13 protein-coding genes are annotated in these 17,129 nt (G+C 63.9%); 10 read left to right on the forward strand and 3 right to left on the reverse strand.

Translation table 11 applies throughout. From position 1 onward, the window contains the following. Positions 1 to 415 precede the first annotated feature (415 nt). The 7 genes from ACAG26_RS19665 (at position 416) to ACAG26_RS19695 (ending at position 7,708) form a co-directional block, all read left to right on the forward strand. Positions 416 to 829: an SCP2 sterol-binding domain-containing protein gene (locus ACAG26_RS19665; protein WP_370484742.1), complete on the forward strand. Its 414-nt coding sequence runs from the start codon at positions 416 to 418 to the stop codon at positions 827 to 829. Positions 830 to 834: 5 nt separating this feature from the next. Next, complete coding sequence (locus ACAG26_RS19670) at positions 835 to 2,373, forward strand: acyl-CoA synthetase (protein ID WP_370484743.1); 1,539 nt, start codon at positions 835 to 837, stop codon at positions 2,371 to 2,373. Next, positions 2,370 to 3,632, forward strand: coding sequence for a cytochrome P450 (locus tag ACAG26_RS19675; protein WP_370484744.1), 1,263 nt, complete (start codon positions 2,370 to 2,372; stop codon positions 3,630 to 3,632). The genes ACAG26_RS19670 and ACAG26_RS19675 overlap by 4 nt, the downstream gene beginning before the upstream one ends. Before the next feature lie 7 nt (positions 3,633 to 3,639). After that, complete coding sequence (locus ACAG26_RS19680) at positions 3,640 to 4,431, forward strand: coniferyl-alcohol dehydrogenase (protein WP_370484745.1); 792 nt, start codon at positions 3,640 to 3,642, stop codon at positions 4,429 to 4,431. Positions 4,432 to 4,556: 125 nt separating this feature from the next. Further along, a complete protein-coding gene (locus ACAG26_RS19685; protein ID WP_370484765.1) occupies positions 4,557 to 5,894 on the forward strand; it encodes an aldehyde dehydrogenase family protein in 1,338 nt (445 codons plus the stop codon). Further along, entirely contained in the window at positions 5,894 to 6,085 is a 192-nt protein-coding gene (locus tag ACAG26_RS19690) for a ferredoxin (RefSeq protein ID WP_370484746.1), read from the forward strand. Before ACAG26_RS19685 ends, ACAG26_RS19690 begins: the two co-directional genes overlap by 1 nt. Positions 6,086 to 6,091: 6 nt before the next feature. Continuing rightward, positions 6,092 to 7,708, forward strand: coding sequence for an FAD-dependent oxidoreductase (locus tag ACAG26_RS19695; protein ID WP_370484747.1), 1,617 nt, complete (start codon positions 6,092 to 6,094; stop codon positions 7,706 to 7,708). Positions 7,709 to 7,858: 150 nt separating this feature from the next. Here ACAG26_RS19695 and ACAG26_RS19700 read toward each other — a convergent pair whose 3' ends face one another. Together ACAG26_RS19700 and ACAG26_RS19705 are read right to left on the reverse strand one after the other, a co-directional pair. Further along, positions 7,859 to 9,118 (reverse strand): alpha/beta hydrolase fold domain-containing protein, encoded by a 1,260-nt coding sequence (locus ACAG26_RS19700; RefSeq protein ID WP_370484748.1) that lies wholly within the window; start codon positions 9,116 to 9,118, stop codon positions 7,859 to 7,861. Further along, positions 9,115 to 10,581, reverse strand: a complete 1,467-nt coding sequence (locus ACAG26_RS19705) for a wax ester/triacylglycerol synthase family O-acyltransferase (protein ID WP_370484749.1) — start codon at positions 10,579 to 10,581, stop codon at positions 9,115 to 9,117. The genes ACAG26_RS19700 and ACAG26_RS19705 overlap by 4 nt, the downstream gene beginning before the upstream one ends. Positions 10,582 to 10,978: 397 nt before the next feature. Here ACAG26_RS19705 and ACAG26_RS19710 point away from each other — a divergent pair, with 397 nt between their 5' ends. Both ACAG26_RS19710 and ACAG26_RS19715 read left to right on the forward strand, forming a co-directional pair. Beyond that, positions 10,979 to 12,619 carry an FAD-dependent oxidoreductase gene (locus ACAG26_RS19710; RefSeq protein WP_370484750.1) on the forward strand — a complete coding sequence of 547 codons (1,641 nt, stop codon included), beginning with the start codon at positions 10,979 to 10,981 and terminating at the stop codon, positions 12,617 to 12,619. 5 nt (positions 12,620 to 12,624) lie between these two features. Next, positions 12,625 to 13,845, forward strand: coding sequence for an acetyl-CoA hydrolase/transferase C-terminal domain-containing protein (locus tag ACAG26_RS19715; protein WP_370484751.1), 1,221 nt, complete (start codon positions 12,625 to 12,627; stop codon positions 13,843 to 13,845). Positions 13,846 to 13,868: 23 nt separating this feature from the next. Here the strand turns inward: ACAG26_RS19715 and ACAG26_RS19720 are convergent, their stop codons facing one another. After that, positions 13,869 to 15,032 (reverse strand): acyl-CoA dehydrogenase family protein, encoded by a 1,164-nt coding sequence (locus ACAG26_RS19720; protein ID WP_370484752.1) that lies wholly within the window; start codon positions 15,030 to 15,032, stop codon positions 13,869 to 13,871. A 266-nt stretch (positions 15,033 to 15,298) separates the two neighbouring features. Here ACAG26_RS19720 and ACAG26_RS19725 point away from each other — a divergent pair, with 266 nt between their 5' ends. Then, positions 15,299 to 16,681, forward strand: coding sequence for a wax ester/triacylglycerol synthase domain-containing protein (locus tag ACAG26_RS19725; RefSeq protein WP_370484753.1), 1,383 nt, complete (start codon positions 15,299 to 15,301; stop codon positions 16,679 to 16,681). The last annotated feature ends 448 nt before the right edge of the window (positions 16,682 to 17,129 follow it).

Below are 17,129 nucleotides of genomic sequence, written 5' to 3' on the forward strand. Positions count from 1 at the left end.
CTCGTCTGGAGTCATTCCGCGGCAACGGCTGAGGCCCGATTGGGTCGGCGACTTCGATGTCGTGCAGTCGCCGCAGCGTCTCCCGCAACCCGATCCGGAGTTCCGGGCCAGCCGGCCGGTTACCAAACCTGGCCGTAAATATCCTATTTTTGAAGGTGTGTTTTCGTGAGGCGCGTCGTGGTGCAGTGACGCCCTCCCGTTGCTTCGTAGGGCGCCGTCTCCGTTCGGATTGACGCCATCGTGGGGGCATCAACCGCGTCCTATCTGCTGAGACGATCGCGGTGTGAGCCACGCATCATGTGGTACCGTCGGGTGCGCGCATCACACAGATGACGTACAGCACGCTGGCGGTGGTGTGCAGTAGCTGCACAGAATCTAATTAAAAATAGATTCAGGGACCAGAGGGAGAGCTGCGATGGGGTTCAAGAATTCGGCGGAGGTCGCCAAGTACATTGGCGGGATCTTTGAGTCGGCCTTTGAGGATCCAGAGATCGGCCCGAAGCTGGTAGACACCGGGCTGGTGATCGCCTTCGACTTCACTGATCCGGAGGCCGTCGTGGTGATCGATATGGCTAACAAGTCGGTGCGGGAGAGCGGCCCGGGCGACACGGCCGAACCGAAGCCGATGGCGACCATGTCGATGACCGCAGACACGGGCAACGCCTACTGGCAGGGCAAAGTGAATCTGCCGCTGGCGATGGCCAAGAAGAAGATCAAGGTCGAGGGCAACGTGGCCAGCTTGCTCAAGCTGGCACCGATGGGCAAGAAGCTCTACCCGGTCTACATCGACCGGCTCAAGAATGATGGCCGCGACGACCTGATTGTCTAGCGACGATGTATCCGGGTACCCACGCGGCGTCCGCGCCGGACCGTCCTGCCGTCATCATGGCCGGGTCTGGCCGGACTGTGACATACGGTGAACTCGATGACAACTCGGCGCGGTTGGCGTCGGCGCTGCACGGACTCGGGCTTCGGCCAGGTGATGTCATCGCGATAGTCTCAGACAACGCCGCCGAGGCGTTTGAGATCTATTGGTCGGCCATCCGCTCGGGACTCTATATCACAGCGGTCAACTGGCATCTGGCGCCGGACGAGGTGGCGTACATCGTGCGCGACAGTGGCGCCCGGGTGGTGATCGCATCCGCCGGGGTGGAGCAGTTGGCGTCACAAGTGGTGAAACTCGTTCCCGACGTGAAGCATTGGTATTCCTTCGGTGGGCACGTCGACGGCTACGAGTCGTACGCCGCGCTCCTCGATGGGGCGGGTCCGCGACTGGCCGATCAGCCCAGGGGCACCGAGATGCTGTACTCCTCGGGTACCACGGGTCGGCCCAAGGGCATCAAGCCGCGGATGTTGCCCATCCAGGTCGATGAACCGGGGGACCCGCTCACGGCGCTACTCGAGGGAGCCTTCAAGATCAGCCCCGACGATGTGTATCTGTCGCCGGCACCGATCTATCACACCGCCCCACTGAAGTGGAGCGCTACGGCCCAGGCGCTGGGTGCAACGGTTGTGGTGATGGAGCGGTTCGACGCCGAACAAATGCTCGCGGCCATCGAGCGTTACCGCGTCACGATCACCCAAGTGGTGCCCACCATGTTCGTGCGGATGCTGCAATTGCCCGAGGATGTTCGGGCCAAGTACGACGTGTCCTCGTTGCGGTTGGCGGTTCATGCGGCGGCACCGTGCCCGCCCGACGTCAAGGATGCGATGATTCGCTGGTGGGGGCCAATTCTGGTCGAGTATTACGGGGCGACTGAGCAACACGGGACGACCATCATCACCACCGGGGAATGGCAGGCTAAGCGCGGCTCGGTCGGCAAGGCCGCGCTCGGCGTGCTGCACATCTGCGATGACGAGGGTGTCGAGCAGCCGACCGGCGAGGTGGGCACGGTCTACTTCGAGCGTGACATCGTGCCCTTCGAATACCACAACGACCCGGACAAGACGGCGTCGTCCCGGCACCCTGAGCACGACACGTGGACCACCGTTGGCGATGTTGGCTATGTTGATGAGGACGGCTACCTGTTCCTCACCGACCGCAAGGCCTTCATGATCATCTCCGGCGGGGTGAACATCTACCCGCAGGAGATCGAGAACCTTCTCGCGCTGCATCCGAAGATTGCCGACGTCGCCATCATCGGGGTGCCGGACGCCGAGATGGGCGAGCAGGTCAAGGCCGTCGTCCAACTTCGAGACGGTGTTGCCGGGTCCGATGAGTTGGCCGACGAGATCATCGGCTACGTCCGTGATCGCATAGCGCACTACAAGGCGCCACGGTCGGTTGACTTCGTCGACGAACTGCCGCGGCTGGCCACTGGAAAACTCGCCAAACGGATATTGATCAACCGCTATGTGGAGGCATACCAATGACGATTGAAGCTCCGCTCCCGACCCGGCCACCCTACGACCCGGTCAACGTCTCGTTGGAGGAATTCTGGGCGCAAAGCTTCGACGATCGCGAGAAGGCGTTCAAGATCCTGCGCGATGAGCGCCCCGTCAGCTGGCACCGCCCGATGGAGGGCTCCATGATGGAGCCCGAGATCGACGGTGTCTGGTTGGTGACCCGCCACGAGGACGTCTGCTATGTCAGCAAGAACCCCGACCTTTTCTGTTCCGGGCAGGGGATCACATTCGAGGCGGTTCCCGAAGAGATGCTTGACGCCACCCAGTCGTTCCTGGGTATGGATGGCGCCAAGCACGCGAGCCTGCGCAAGCTCGTGAGCTCGGTGTTCACGCCGCGGCAGGTCACCAAGATCAAAGACCAGATCAAGCATCAGGCCAAGACGATCATCGATGATCTGCTCAAGACCAAAGAGGGCGACTTTGTCGAACAGGTGTCGAAGCGCCTGCCGATGTGGACCATCTACGACATGCTCGGCCTACCCGAAGATGAGCGCGACGAAGCGTCGCACTTGGCGGAGGGCATGGTGGCCTGGGCCGACCCCGATGTGGCCGCAGGCCGTGAACCCTCCGAAGTGCTCACGGACTCCCTGGTCGGGCTGCTCAACATCGGCATCGGTCTGGCCGAGCGGCGCCGGGAGGATCCGCAGGATGACCTGATGACGTCGCTGGTGCAAGCCGAAGTCGACGGACGGCGGCTCACCGATGACGAGCTCGGCCCGTACTTTGTGCTCCTGTCGGTCGCGGGCAATGACACCACGCGCACCACGACCACGTTCACCTCGCTGGCGCTGCAGCAGTTCCCCGAGCAGAAAGCATTGCTGGAGCAGGATTTCGACGGGCACATTCAAGTCGCTATCGATGAGTTCGTACGCTGGACCACCCCGGTGATGACGTTCCGTCGTACTGCCACCCAGGACACCGAGTTGCGTGGTCAGCACATCCGCAAGGGCGACTGGGTGACGATGGTTTATTCCTCGGCCAACCGCGACGAGCGGGTGTTCGACAATCCGAACACCTTCGATATTCGGCGTAAGCCGAACGCGCACGTCGGGTTCGGCGGCGGTGGCCCGCACTACTGCATGGGAACCTTCATGGCGAAGATGCAGCTGGAGTCGATGTTCCGGGAACTGATCTTCCGGGCGCCGAACCTACGGCTCGGTGAACCGAATTACCTGACCGGGAACTTCATCACCGCGGTGAAGTCCCTGCCCTACACCCTCGACTAGGAGAGCCATGGCCGACAATTCTGGGAAGCGTTACGTCGTCACCGGGGCCGCGTCGGGGATTGGTCATGCGGTGGCCGAGCGGTTGTTGGCCGCCGGCGCCGAGGTCTTCTCCCTGGACCGTAACTCGCCGACGGCAAAGGTGACGCGACACATCGAGGTTGACCTGGCTAACCCGCGCAGTATCGACGCTGCACTCGAGCAACTCGACGGCGAGTTCGACGGACTGATGAACATCGCCGGGATTCCCGGCACGGCGCCGGCCGATCTGGTGTTGGCGGTCAACAGTCTGGCGGTGCGTCACCTCACCGAGTCGTTCTTTGAGCGGCTCAAGCCGGGAGGCTCGGTGACCATCGTGTCCTCCACGGCCGGTTTCGGCTGGCCGGAGCGGCTTGAGGCGATCCGCGAGCTGTTGGCGACCGACACCTTCGAGGAGGGGGCGGAGTGGTTCAAAGCCAACCCGCAAGAGGGTAACGCCTACAACTTCTCCAAAGAGGTCTCCACCGTTTACACGCTGTCGATGGGCTTGGCGATGGCCGAGATGGGATTTCGCATCAATGCCGTGCTGCCCGGCCCGGTCGAGACGCCGATCCTGGTCGATTTCGAAGAATCGATGGGCAAAGACACGCTGGACGGGCTGAAGAACCTGCTGGGGCGCCACGCCAGCCCGGACGATATTGCCGGCGCCGTGCTGTTCTTGGCCTCCGATGCCGCGGGCTGGGTGAACGGCCAGGCACTGGCCGTCGATGGCGGTATCTCCGGCGCGGTGGCCAGCGGCGTGGTGCCGCCCCCCGAAATTTAGTGACGGTCGCGAACTCGGCGAAGCCGGTTGCGGTGGCTCGCCACACGACAAGATTAGGAACCCTGGGAGAGTCCGTGACCATTCATCCACTGCAGACAGCCGATAGCGACCATGTGCTCGCCGAAATGCGGCGGGTTTTCGCTACCGGTCGCACCCGGCCGTTGGACTGGCGGCTGACGCAGTTGCGCGGTATCGAGCGGTTCGTCGACGAACGGGAGCCGGAGATCGCCGCGGCGCTGGCCGAAGATCTTGGCCGTTCACCGGCAGAGGCGTGGCTCGGTGATGTCGCTTCGACCAAGGCCGAAGCCGTGTATGCGCGCAAGCACGTAAGGAAGTGGATGCGCGGACAGCGACAGTCGTTGCCGCTGGCGCAACTGCCGGGGCGCGCATGGGTGCAGTACGACCCGCTGGGCGTGGTGTTGGTCATCGGCCCGTGGAACTATCCCCTCTATTTGAGCCTGGCGCCGCTGGTGGCTGCTGTCGCGGCTGGTAATTGTGCGGTGGTCAAACCGTCCGAGCTGGCACCCGCAACGTCGGCGCTGTTGGCGCGGCTATTGCCACAATATGTCGATCCACACGCTGTGCGGGTCGTGGAAGGCGATGCTGCCGTTACACAAGACTTGCTGGCGGCTGGGTTCGATCATGCGCTGTTCACCGGCGGCACAGAGATCGGAAAGAAGATCATGGCCGCGGCAGCGCCGACGCTGACCCCGGTCACGTTGGAGCTGGGCGGCAAGAGCCCGGTGATTGTCGCCGCCGACGCGGACATCGATGTCGCCGCCCGGCGTATTGCCTGGGTAAAGTTGCTGAACTCCGGGCAGACCTGCATCGCGCCGGACTATGTGCTGGCCGACCACCGGATCGTTGACGCGTTGGTTGGCAAGATTGTCGCCAACCTCCGCGATTTCCGGTCGGGTGAAGCGGATCCGAAGTTGCCGATCGTCAACCAGCGCCAGTTCGACCGGCTGGTGTCGCTGATCAACGCTACCGACGGCAGGGTGGTCACCGGCGGCCGGTCGGACACCGTCACGCTGCGGATTGAACCCACGGTGATCGTCGACCCGCCACCAACCGATCCGGTGATGGCCGATGAGCTCTTCGGTCCGCTCCTTCCGATCGTGACTGTCGAATCCGTGAATCATGCGGTGCAGTTCGTCAACAGCCGGCCCAAGCCGTTGGCGCTTTATGTTTTTACCTCCTCGGGCCCGCGCGGCCGCGATCTGGTCAACCGCATCCCCTCCGGTGGCGCGGTAATCAACCACGTCGCCATGCACTGCCTCGTTCCGTCACTGCCGTTTGGCGGCGTCGGCGCCAGCGGTATGGGTGCCTATCACGGCAGGTGGGGCTTCGAGACACTCAGCCACCGGCGCGCGGTCTTGGCCAAGACCGCCAAACCTGACCCGAAGCTGCTATACCCCCCCTATACCCAGCGGGCACTGAACATTATGCGGAGGCTGTTCTGATGAAGGTACGAGTCGACACCGCCAAATGCCGGGGGATCGGATTGTGCGAAGTCGCCGCACCGGCCGTATTCGAGGTCGGTGATGATGGTCTTTCGCACGCGGTCGATCCGCAGCCGTCAGAACAAGAGCGGACTGCAGTCGAGGAGGCTGTGAGCAACTGCCCGACCGGGGCGCTGTCCATCGAGGACTAAGACACAGTGACGTACGTCATCACCCAAAACTGCTGCAAGGACGAAAGTTGCGTTGCGGTGTGCCCGGTGGACTGTATCCGCCCGGCGAGCGGTGCGGGGGGGTTCACCGACACCGAAATGCTCTATATCGATCCGGAGACCTGCATTGATTGCGGCGCGTGCGAGGTGGAGTGCCCGGTCGACGCGATCTACTATGAGGGGGATCTGCCGCCGGAATTGGAACGGTTCCGCGAGATCAATGCGAGCTATTTTGAGCGCAATCCGTTGGTCGCCGACGCCCGCCCGTCCAGTGAGGCCCACCCGGCGGTGGAGTCAGGCTCGCTGCGGGTGGCCATCGTCGGTGCGGGGCCGGCGGCCTGCTACGCCGCCAGCGAATTGAGCCGCGTCGGTGGGGTCGAGGTGGATCTGTTTGAACGTCTCCCGACACCGTTCGGGCTGGTGCGGGCGGGAGTAGCGCCGGATCATCAGCACACCAAGTCGGTGGTCAACATCTTCGACCCGGCTTTCACCAGCCATGGGTTGAGCTGTCACCTCAACGTCGAGGTCGGCCGGGACATCACGCACGAGGATCTCCTGGCACATCATCACGCTGTGATCTACGCGGTGGGGGCGTCCAAGAGTCGTGCTCTCGGCGTCCCGGGTGAGGAGCTTCCCGGCAGCCACGCCGCAGCCGACTTCGTCGGCTGGTACAACGGTCACCCCGCCCACGTCCACCATGCCTTCGACTTATCCGCCGAACGAGCCGTGATCGTCGGCAACGGCAATGTGGCGTTGGACGTGGCCCGGGTGTTGTTGATGGACCGCGAGGAGCTGGCGAAAACCGACATCGCCCAGCATGCGTTGGATCACCTGTCGGACAGTACGGTTCGTGAAGTCGTGATCGTGGCCCGCCGCGGGCCGAGGGAGGCGGCGTTCTCGTTCGGTGAGTTCCTGGCGCTGGCTCACCTGCGGGATGTCGATGTCATCATCGACAGCGAAGACCTGGATCCGAAGTCCGACGACGACGTCGAGACGGTGATGAAGCTGGAGATCGCACGGCAGTTCGCTCAACGCGCCCCGCAGCCGGGGAATAAACGAATCTCCTTCCGGTTCTTGACCTCGCCCGCCGAGGTGGTCGGCGACGACCATGTCGAAGGGCTTCGTGTCACTCATCCCAACGGTGATACCGAGGTCATCGACACCCGGCTGATCCTGCGCTCGATCGGCTACCACGGCTCGCCGATCGACGGCGTACCTTTCGATGCCGCCAAAGGTGTGGTGCAGAACGAGAATGGGCGTGTCGTTGACGAGAACGGCCAACCCGTCCCTGGCGTCTATGTCACCGGCTGGATCAAACGCGGCCCGCGCGGGGTGATCGGAACGAATCGCAGCTGCGCCGAACAGACGGTGGCCAAACTGTGGGAGGACTTCGACGCCGGGTCGCTGAGCCGCGCGGTGGCTAATCGGGACTCTTTAGCCGGCCTGCTCGCCGAGCGCGGCGCAGTGCCTGTCGATTGGCAGGGCTGGCGCGCCATCGACACCGCCGAACGCAAGCGCGGCAGCGAATTCTCCCGGCCCCGCGCGAAATTCGTCGACGTTACCGAGATGCTTTCCGTCGTCAACCGGAGCGACGAGGTGCGGTGAGTAGCGCAGCGGCATGACCGACAACCAGCGTTGAGGTGACCGGAAGCTACGCCTCCGGCGATGAATTGCCCATCCCGTGGCATTGGCTGTGCAAGTGGTCGCTGCAACAGCCAACCTTTCCGCCGGCAGCGCCGGCGCTGGGTAGGACATTCACTCATTGCCGCGCAGTGGCACAGGCGTATTCGCAGAGACCTCGGCGAGGAACTGTTCGACGGCTACTGCGGCGTGCGCGGCGCGGGTGGACCCGAGGATGTCAAAAGCGTGCTGGGCGAAGGGCAACTCGGCGTATGCCACAGGCTGCATGCTGACCGCACGCAACCTGGCGACAAACGCACGCGCCTGCTCGACTGGGAGGAACGTGTCGTTGCGCCCGTGCAAGACGAAGAACGGCGGTGCGTCTGCGCGGACGTAGTTGAGTGGCGATGCGGCCCGGTATGTCGCCGGATCATCGGCGAGCGTCTGCTTGATGACGGACTTCTCCAACAGCGGCACCAAGTTCGGATGGTTCCTCGCGTGCACTCCGGTCAGGTCGTAGACACCGTAGAACGGGATGGCCGCCTGCACGCGGGTGTCCGCATCCTCGAATCCCGGCTGAAACAGTGGATCGTTCGGCGTCAGCGCCGCCAATGAGGATAGGTGCCCGCCCGCCGAGCCGCCGGTGACGGCAATGAAATCGGGGTCTCCGCAGTATTCGGCGATGTGTGCCTTGACCCAGGCGATCGCTTGCTTCACATCGACGATGTGGTCCGGCCAGGTGTTGCGCGGACCGAGCCGGTAATTAATGGACACGCAGATCCAGCCCATTTCGGCCAGGTGGCTCATCAACGGATGCGCTTGTCCGCGTTTGTTTCCCATCACCCATGCGCCGCCCGGTACCTGCACAAGCACCGGCGCGCGGCCGTCGCGACGCAGATCGGTGCGACGCCAGATGTCCAGATGGTTGGCCCGGCCGTACGGCCCGTAGCTGATGTCCGAATCGTGGGCGTAGTCGCGGTAGATGCGTAGCATCCGGACAATCCCCGGGGCTTTCGCCGTTGCGCCGTGCGGCGCCGGCCGATCCCACAGTCCTACCGAGTCGGTGCGACGGTCACTACCGAGGCCACGGTCCAGCGCGGCAGACAACGGAGCCTGCGAACGGTGGCCGCACCGATGAAGGCCCACCAGCCCGACGGCCGAGGCGATCGAGACCAGCCAGGCAACCAGCCGCATACGCGGTGACAACCGCCGGGTCTGAGTGGCCAGCGCGCCCACTTGCGTAGCCAGCGTCTGAAGCGGCAGTTCGGATGCGATCACGCCGAGCGCGACCGCCGCGACCGACGGATAGCCCTTGTTTGACAGTGGCCGGTAGGCGTTGAGCGTCGTCAATGCGCCGAGCAACGCCGTTGCCAGGGCGAGCAGCGGTCGCTTCACTGACCCGCCACCCCCGCGGCGCGCGCCAGTTCGTCGAGCGCTCCCTGGATGGCGTCCAGCAACTCCCACGGGTCATCGACCTGATCACGGTCGACGACGATACCGACGTCGATGTTGTGCTGATAGCTGAGCACGGTGATGTTGAGCGCCACGCCGTCGAAGATGGCCGACGCGGGATAGGTCGCCACTTGACGGGCGCCGGCGCAGTACAGTGGCGTCGGCGATCCCGGCACGTTGGAGATGAGCAGGTTGGCGGGCGGCTCGATTCGCGGTTGGGTCAGCAGGACACTGGTGGCGCGCGCGGCGCGGGCGAACAGCGCCGGCGGCAGAAAGTTGTTCGCGTCCTGCATCAGCGTGGCTGGCAACGCTTGGTGGCGTTCTTTGGCTGACCGCAGATTCTCGTGGACACCCAGCGCGCGGGTCCGCGGGTCGGGCTCGTCGGTGGCGATCTGCGTACACATCATGGATATGCGGTTGCCGAAAGTGCCCTGCTCCTCGGGGGTCCGCACCGACACCGGGACCAGTGCGACCAGCGACTCGTCGGGGAGTTCGCCCCGGTCCTTCAGCCAAGTCCGCAGCCCGCCTGAGCACACCGCCACCACCACGTCGTTGACCGTGAGGCCCAGCGCGTTCTTGATGGCCTTCACGACATCGAGCGACAGCGAGCCAAACGCCACCCGGCGATGCGGCGAAATGCGTCCGTTGGTGACGATGCGCGGCGCACGGACCTGGGGACGCTCGAGCAGACCACCGTCACGTCGAGGCGGAAATAGTGTGCGGCTCAGCCCCGCCAGTGATCGCACCCCGGGGATCGTGCGCATCATCGGGGCGTCATCGAGGTGGCGCAGTCCGCGCGGCAGCGAGCGCAGCAGCCGCATCGGCTGCAGGGGCACACCGGCCAAGCCGCGCATGAACATCCGCCACTCGCTCGGCACGGTCCCGGGTTCAACTGGGTCGGCCGACACCGGTTGCCGCGCGGGCTCGGAGGAATGGTCAAGCAGGACGGTCATGACCTCGGTGCCGGCGATGCCGTCTACGGCGGCGTGGTGCATCTTGGTAATCAGCCCGACCCGGCCGTCCTCCAGTCCCTGGACCACATGCAACTCCCACAGTGGCCGTGATCGGTCGAGCGGTAGCGACGCGATGCGCGCCACCAGGTCCGCGAATTGGCGGATGTTACCGGGCGGTGGTATGGCCGCCTCGCGGATATGAAAGTCCGGGTCAAACTCGACGTTCTGGGCCCAGTACGGGTAGTCGATGCCGAAGGGGATCGGCACCAGTCGCCAGCGGAACACCGGCAGCAGGTGCAGTCGCTCCGCGACGAGTGCCCGGACATCCTCGACGGTCATTGTCCCACCGGGCGCAGTCGACGGGTCGTACACCGACGCGGCAACGATGTGGGTGTGGTTACGCCCGTCCTCGGCGACGATGAACTGAGTGTCCAAACTATCAAGATGGCGCATCCGCGCTCCTTTGAAAGTGTGGGCTAGACGTCGTCACGCGGTTGCGCGTGACAGTGGCCGCTGATGCAAAACGTCATGGCGTCCGCTGCGCTGTCGGATGAACGGATTTTAATTTAGGCTAAAGAGATGGGCAATAGCGTGGGCCGTCCGCCCGGCCGGCGATCTTCATCGGTTGGTGTCGATGCGGCTTTGCGGCAAGTCGCTGGACCTCGAATTTAATCAATGTTAAAATCATCGCTATGACAGCTCCGCACCCGACGGACCAAGGGGTCGGTGGACCTTACGCGGGCACCTGGACCGACGATCGACGGTTCATTAACGCCTCGGCGGCTGACGGCAGTCGTACTCGAACAGATCGAGGCGCCATGACGCGCAACCACGTTGCGGAAGGATTGCCATGGCTTACGTAATTACGCAAAACTGCTGCAAGGACACCAGTTGCGTGTCGGTCTGTCCGGTGGACTGCATACGCCCAGCCGGCGGTACCGGCGAGTTCACCGACACCGAAATGCTCTACATCGATCCGGTGGCGTGCATCGACTGTGGCGCGTGCGCTGAGGCGTGCCCAGTCGACTCGATCTATTACGAAGACGAACTGCCGCCAGAGTTGGAGCGCTTCCGCGATATCAATGCGCGTTACTTTGAACAGCATCCGTTGGAGATGGATATCCCGCCTGCCTGTCCCGACCATCCCGCGATCGAACCAGGCTCGTTGCGGGTGGCGATCGTCGGCGCGGGTCCGGCGGCCTGCTACGCGGCGGGCGAGTTGAGTCGGATCGGCGGGGTAGAGGCCGACCTGTTCGAGCGGCTACCGACGCCGTTCGGATTGATCAGGGCAGGAGTAGCGCCGGACCACCAGAACACCAAGGCGGTGGTCGACGTCTTCGGCACTGCGTTCGCCAACACGCAATTCGGCTGCCACTTCAACGTAGAGGTCGGCCGTGACGTTACGCATGACGAGCTACTGGCGCACTATCACGCGGTAATCTATGCGGTGGGGACGTCAAAGAGCCGCGATCTCGGGATCGCGGGTGAACAGTTGCCGGGCAACCACGCCGCCGCGGACTTCGTCGCTTGGTACAACGGCCATCCGGATCACGCCGACGACGTATTCGACCTGTCTGCCGAGCGTGCGGTGATCGTCGGCAATGGCAATGTCGCTCTCGATGTGGCGCGCGTTCTGCTGATGTCTCCCGACGAACTAGCGAAGACCGACATCGCTGACCACGCGCTAGCGGTGTTATCCCAAAGCAACGTTCGCGAAGTCGTGATCCTAGGCCGGCGCACACCCCGCGACGCGGCATATTCAGTTGGTGAGTTTCTGGCATTGGGTCACTTGCCCGAAGTCGACGTGGTCATCGACAGCGACGACCTGACTGTCAAGAGCGATGACGACATCGAAACCGCACTCAAAGTCGAGTTGGCGTGTGAATTCTCAAGGAAGGAAACGTCTCCAGAGCGTAAGCGCATCGTGTTTCGGTTCATGACCTCACCGGTCGAGGTCGTCGGCGACGGGCGGGTCATGGGCGTGAGGGTGGTCACCAACAGCGTTGGCCGCAGCGACACCGTAGTTTCCGCCGATATCGATGACGGTGCTGAACTGATCGAGACATCCCTGATCTTGCGTTCCATCGGTTACAAGGGTTCGGCCATTGACGGCCTGCCTTTCGATGACGGCAAGGGCGTGGTGCCCAACGACGATGGGCGGGTTATAGACAGTAATGGCCAACCTGTGTCCGGGGTGTACGTGACGGGCTGGATTAAGCGCGGCCCGTCGGGGGTCATCGGAACCAACCGGAGCTGCGCCCAAGAGACCGTAGCCCGGCTGTGGGAGGACTTCGACGCGGGCATGCTGACCCGCGATGTGAGGCACCGGTCCGCGGTCGGTGAACTGCTCGCCGACCGCGGTGTCCAACCCGTCGACTGGCAGGGCTGGCTCGCTATCGATGGCGCCGAACGTAACAGGGGTGCCGAGGTATCACGACCGCGGGTGAAGTTCGTCGGAATTAGCGAGATGCTGGCTGCCGCCGACCGCTGACTTCAATGGATCGCTTACCGTCATCGCAGCTTCTCGTCGCACCTGAGCACGACCTTGTGTCGATCCTACGGTCGTTCCTCCAGCGTGGGATGACAGTGGCCCTTGGCGACGGTGTCGGCGCCGTGCGCTGTCTTGACGACGGGCTCCCGATATGTTCGGCGATCAGCAGGGTCGCGGCGGACGTCGGATCGATCGGGCTGATTCTCGGGTGGCTGCCCGGTGCGCTCGAAGGTCTCGACACCGCTGCCTTCGCCGACATTGTCGCACTCATGCCTGGCTGGGGGATGCGTGATGTGTTGCGGAGCCCGAAGGCGCGGTTCGTGCCCACCAGTCTGGCAAGCATCCCGGGCCTGCTCGCTGGTCCACTACGTCCAAGCGTATTGATCACCCGGTTGGTGGAGCGGGACGGGCTGCTGTATTTCGGCACAGAGGTGTCCTGGCAGCGAGAGGTCATCGACGCCGGTGTGCCCGTACTCGCATTCATTGACACCGTCGCGCCCGCGGCCAGTGCCGAGGCGCCATTGGATCCGGGACGGGTGCGCGTGGTGGGGCGGACCGATGACGGTCCAATTGCGCTGCGGCCGAAAGAGCCCGCACCGGTACACAACGCGTTGGCCGAGCGTGTACTGCACTTCGTCCCGGCGGGAGCACGGCTGCAGTATGGGCCCGGCCAACTTGGTACCGCATTGTTACGTCAGGTGCAGGTGCCGCTGCGCATTGACACCGGGCTGCTGACCGACGCGGTGGTGGAACTGGATCAACGTGGCCTGCTGGTTGGTGAGCCGGCCGCGACCTATTTGATCGGCAGTGAGGTGCTCTACGAGTGGGCAGAGGGCCGGCGTATTCTGCGCGGCATCGACTACACCCACGATCTGATTCGGCTGTCCCGCGGCGAGCCATTCGTCGCCGTCAACACCGCGATCGAGATCGACCCGGCCGGTCAGATCAACGTTGAGGGAGTGGGCGACCGGGTTGTGGGCGGCATCGGCGGTCATCCCGACTTCTGTGTGGCCGGGCGAATGAGCCGGGGCGGGCTGTCAATCATCGCGGTTCCGTCCTGCTTCAATGGGCGTTCACCGCTGGTGGCGCAGCTGAGCCGACCGGCCTCGACCCCCGCACACGACGTCGATCTGATCGTGACCGAGGCCGGGCATGCCGACCTCCGCGGGGCCAGCTGGTCGCAGCGTCGCCAGCTGATCGGCGAACTCTTCGGCCGCGTCGACTGAGGCCGGCAAGCGGTGCTGGTCTCTCAGATACCGCCGCGGGCGACGAGCTGCCCGGCGATGACATTGCGCTGGATCTCGTTGGTGCCCTCCCCGACGATCATGAGAGGGGCGTCGCGGAAGTAGCGTTCGACATCGAACTCAGTGGAGTAGCCGTAACCGCCATGGATGCGAACAGCGTCCAACGCAATCTCCATCGCCACCTCCGAGGCGAACAGCTTGGCCATTCCAGCCTCCATATCGGCACGCTCGCCGCTGTCGTAGCGTTCGGCGGCGTAGCGGGTGAGCTGGCGGGCGGCGGTGAGCTTGGTGGCCATGTCAGCCAGGTAATTGGCCACCGACTGGTGCTTCCAGATGGGCTTGCCGAAGCTTTCCCGCTCCTGGGCGTAATTGAGTGCGTCCTCCAGTGCCGCGGTCGCCACCCCGAGCGCTCGGGAGGCCACTTGGATACGGCCGGTTTCAAGGCCTTTCATCATCTGCGCGAATCCCTTGCCCGGTTCGGCGCCGAGCACGGCCGATGTGGGTACTCGGCAGTCATCGAACGACAGTTCGCAGGTTTCCACACCCTTATACCCGAGCTTGGGTAGGTCTCGCGACACCATCAGGCCCTGGCCATGTTCGCACAGCACTATGGAAATGCCCTTATGCTTCGGCGTCGCTGCCGGGTCGGTCTTGCACAGCAGCGCGATCAGGCCGGATCGGCGGGCATTGCTGATCCACGTCTTGGACCCGTTGATTACGAGCTCAGACGCGTTGGGGCCGTCCGGCAGCGCTGTCGTGCTCATGTTCTGCAGATCTGACCCTCCACCGGGCTCGGTCAGCGCCATCGTTGCGCGCATCTGCCCGGTCGCCATGGCAGGCAGGTACTTCTGTTTCTGCTCCTCGGTGCCGAACAAGGTGAGGAGTTTGGCCACGACGGTATGGCCGCCCATCGCGCCGGCTAGGCTCATCCAGCCCCGGGCCAACTCCTGGGTGACGTCCACGTAGCACGGCATCGACACCGGTGAGCCGCCGTATTCCTCGGGGATCGCCAGGCCGTAGATGCCGATTCGTTTCATCTGGTCAATCCACTGTTCCGGGTATTGGTTGGCGTGCTCAACCTCGCGAACCGCAGGCTTCACATCACGGTCGATGAAAGCCCGCACCGTGTCGACCAGCAGCGCCTCTTCCTCGTTCAAATGGAAGCTCACCGGACCACCTCTCAATGTTTTTAATGCAAGATAAAAATTATAGTAGCGTACGTCGGCGGCGCCAGTTGCGGCGGTTCGCGGCGTCGAACGCACAACCGCATGCTCCGGTGCAGCGATCGGTGGGCACAGGCCGGGCCTGGGGCCGTGCGCAACGCAAGTTAATATCAATTAGAAATCGGCCGGTCCCCGGATGGAGGTGCGTGCAGGCGATGAGGGCCGAAGACGCGGGCCCCCTGGGTTGGGGTACCTCCGGCGAGCTGACCCCGTTGGAGACGGTCATGTGGCGCGCGGACGTCGACCCGATGATGCGGTCGACGGTGATGGCGATGGAATTGCTCGACACCGAGCCCGACTGGAATCGGCTGCTGGCCGCACATGAATGGGCCAGCCGGATGGTGCCGCGATTTCGGGATCGGGTGATTGAACCGCTGGGCCTCCTGGGAGCGCCGATGTGGGCAAGGGACCAATATCTAGATCTGCACTATCACCTGCGACGAGTGCGCTTGGGCGGCGACGGCGGGTGGCCGGAGCTGCTCACCGCGGCCGGGCAGTATGCGATGACACCGTTCGATCGCGCGCGTCCGCCTTGGGAGGCTCTGTTGGTCGAGGGCCTCCCGGGCGGTAAGGCGGCATATCTGCTGAAGCTGCACCACGTTCTCAGCGATGGTGTGGGGCTGACCCAATTGCTGTCGCAGATCCACTCTCGACAGCGTGCCCACCAGCCCGACAAACCTCAACCTGCCGTGGTTCGCTGTACCGAACGCCGTGCCATAGAGCACCTCTCGCGGCAACTTCGCCACGACCTTGGTGAGGTGTCGACCCTGATGCGCGTCGGCGCGACCACCACCCTCAAAGCCCTTCCTGGCCCGGTCGGATGGGCCCGCGGCGCCCTTCGGTATCTCGATTCGGCGCAACGCGTGCTGTCGCCCCCGAGTGTGCCAGGGCTGCCCCTGCTTTCCCGGCGCGGAGCATCCTGGCGGTTCGTCGGGTTGGATGTGGACTTCGCTGATCTCCGTAGTGCGGCGAAGTCGGCCGGTGGGTCGCTCAACGACGCATTCCTGGCGGCGCTGCTCGCCAGTTTCCGGCTCTACCACGAGAAGCTGGGGGCTCCATTGAGTCCGGATGTGATGATGCCGGTGTCGATACCGGTGTCGGTCCGCCGTGACGATGATCGAGCCGGTGGTAATCATTTCGCACCGGCTCGGCTGGCGGCCCCGGTCGGCGTGCCCGACCCGGCAGTCAGGATCAAAGAGATTGGCGACCTTGTGCGTAAGGCCCGCAGCGAACCGGCGCTGAAGAGTGCCGAACTTGTCGCACCGTTGATGGCGCGACTCCCCGCGTCTGTTCTGGTCCGGCTTGCTGGTGCCACAACGGCGGGAAACGATCTGCAAGCCAGCAACGTCCCGGGCGTCAAGGAAGATCTCTACTTGGCTGGAGCGCGGATCGAACGCATCTATCCCTTTGCGCCGCTGCCTGGATGCGCGGCGATGATCAGCTTGCACACGTATCGGGGCGTGTGCTGTATCGGAGCGAATCTGGACGCCGCAGCCGTGACCGACCCTGCACTCTACGCGTCGTGCCTACGCGACGGATTCACCGAGGTTTTGGGGCTGGCCGGCGGGTCGGCGAAGCCGGTCCTTCTGGCATGACTGGCCATGACCTGCGCCAATCATGCTGCTACCGGTGCCATGTTGTCGGCACGGGTATGGAGCAAGTGCCGCTGGCTGTTGAAGCAAAGCGCAGTGGTGTGAGTCTCTGCTATCGGTGAGACCCGCTTGCGCTCCGTGGCGACTGCTTCTAATCTAGGGTAGAAAATTTCGACGAGAGCGAACGCCTGCTGTATCAATCGACCGACTGCCAACAGCATCCGCGGCCGAACGGCACGCCACGGAAGTTGGCTTCACGCTGACCGGTATCCCGTCGCTGCAGCACTATTATGCGCGGATCCTAAGCCGGGGGCGATTGCGTTCCAGGCCAACAACGGAACGATGGAAGGATCTGCCATGGGTGTCGCCATCGAGGTAGAAGGACTGACTAAATCCTTCGGTTCTGCGCGGATCTGGGAAGACGTCACGATGACGATCCCGCAGGGTGAGG

Source organism: Mycobacterium sp. pUA109 (assembly GCF_041287095.1).
GTDB lineage: Bacteria > Actinomycetota > Actinomycetes > Mycobacteriales > Mycobacteriaceae > Mycobacterium.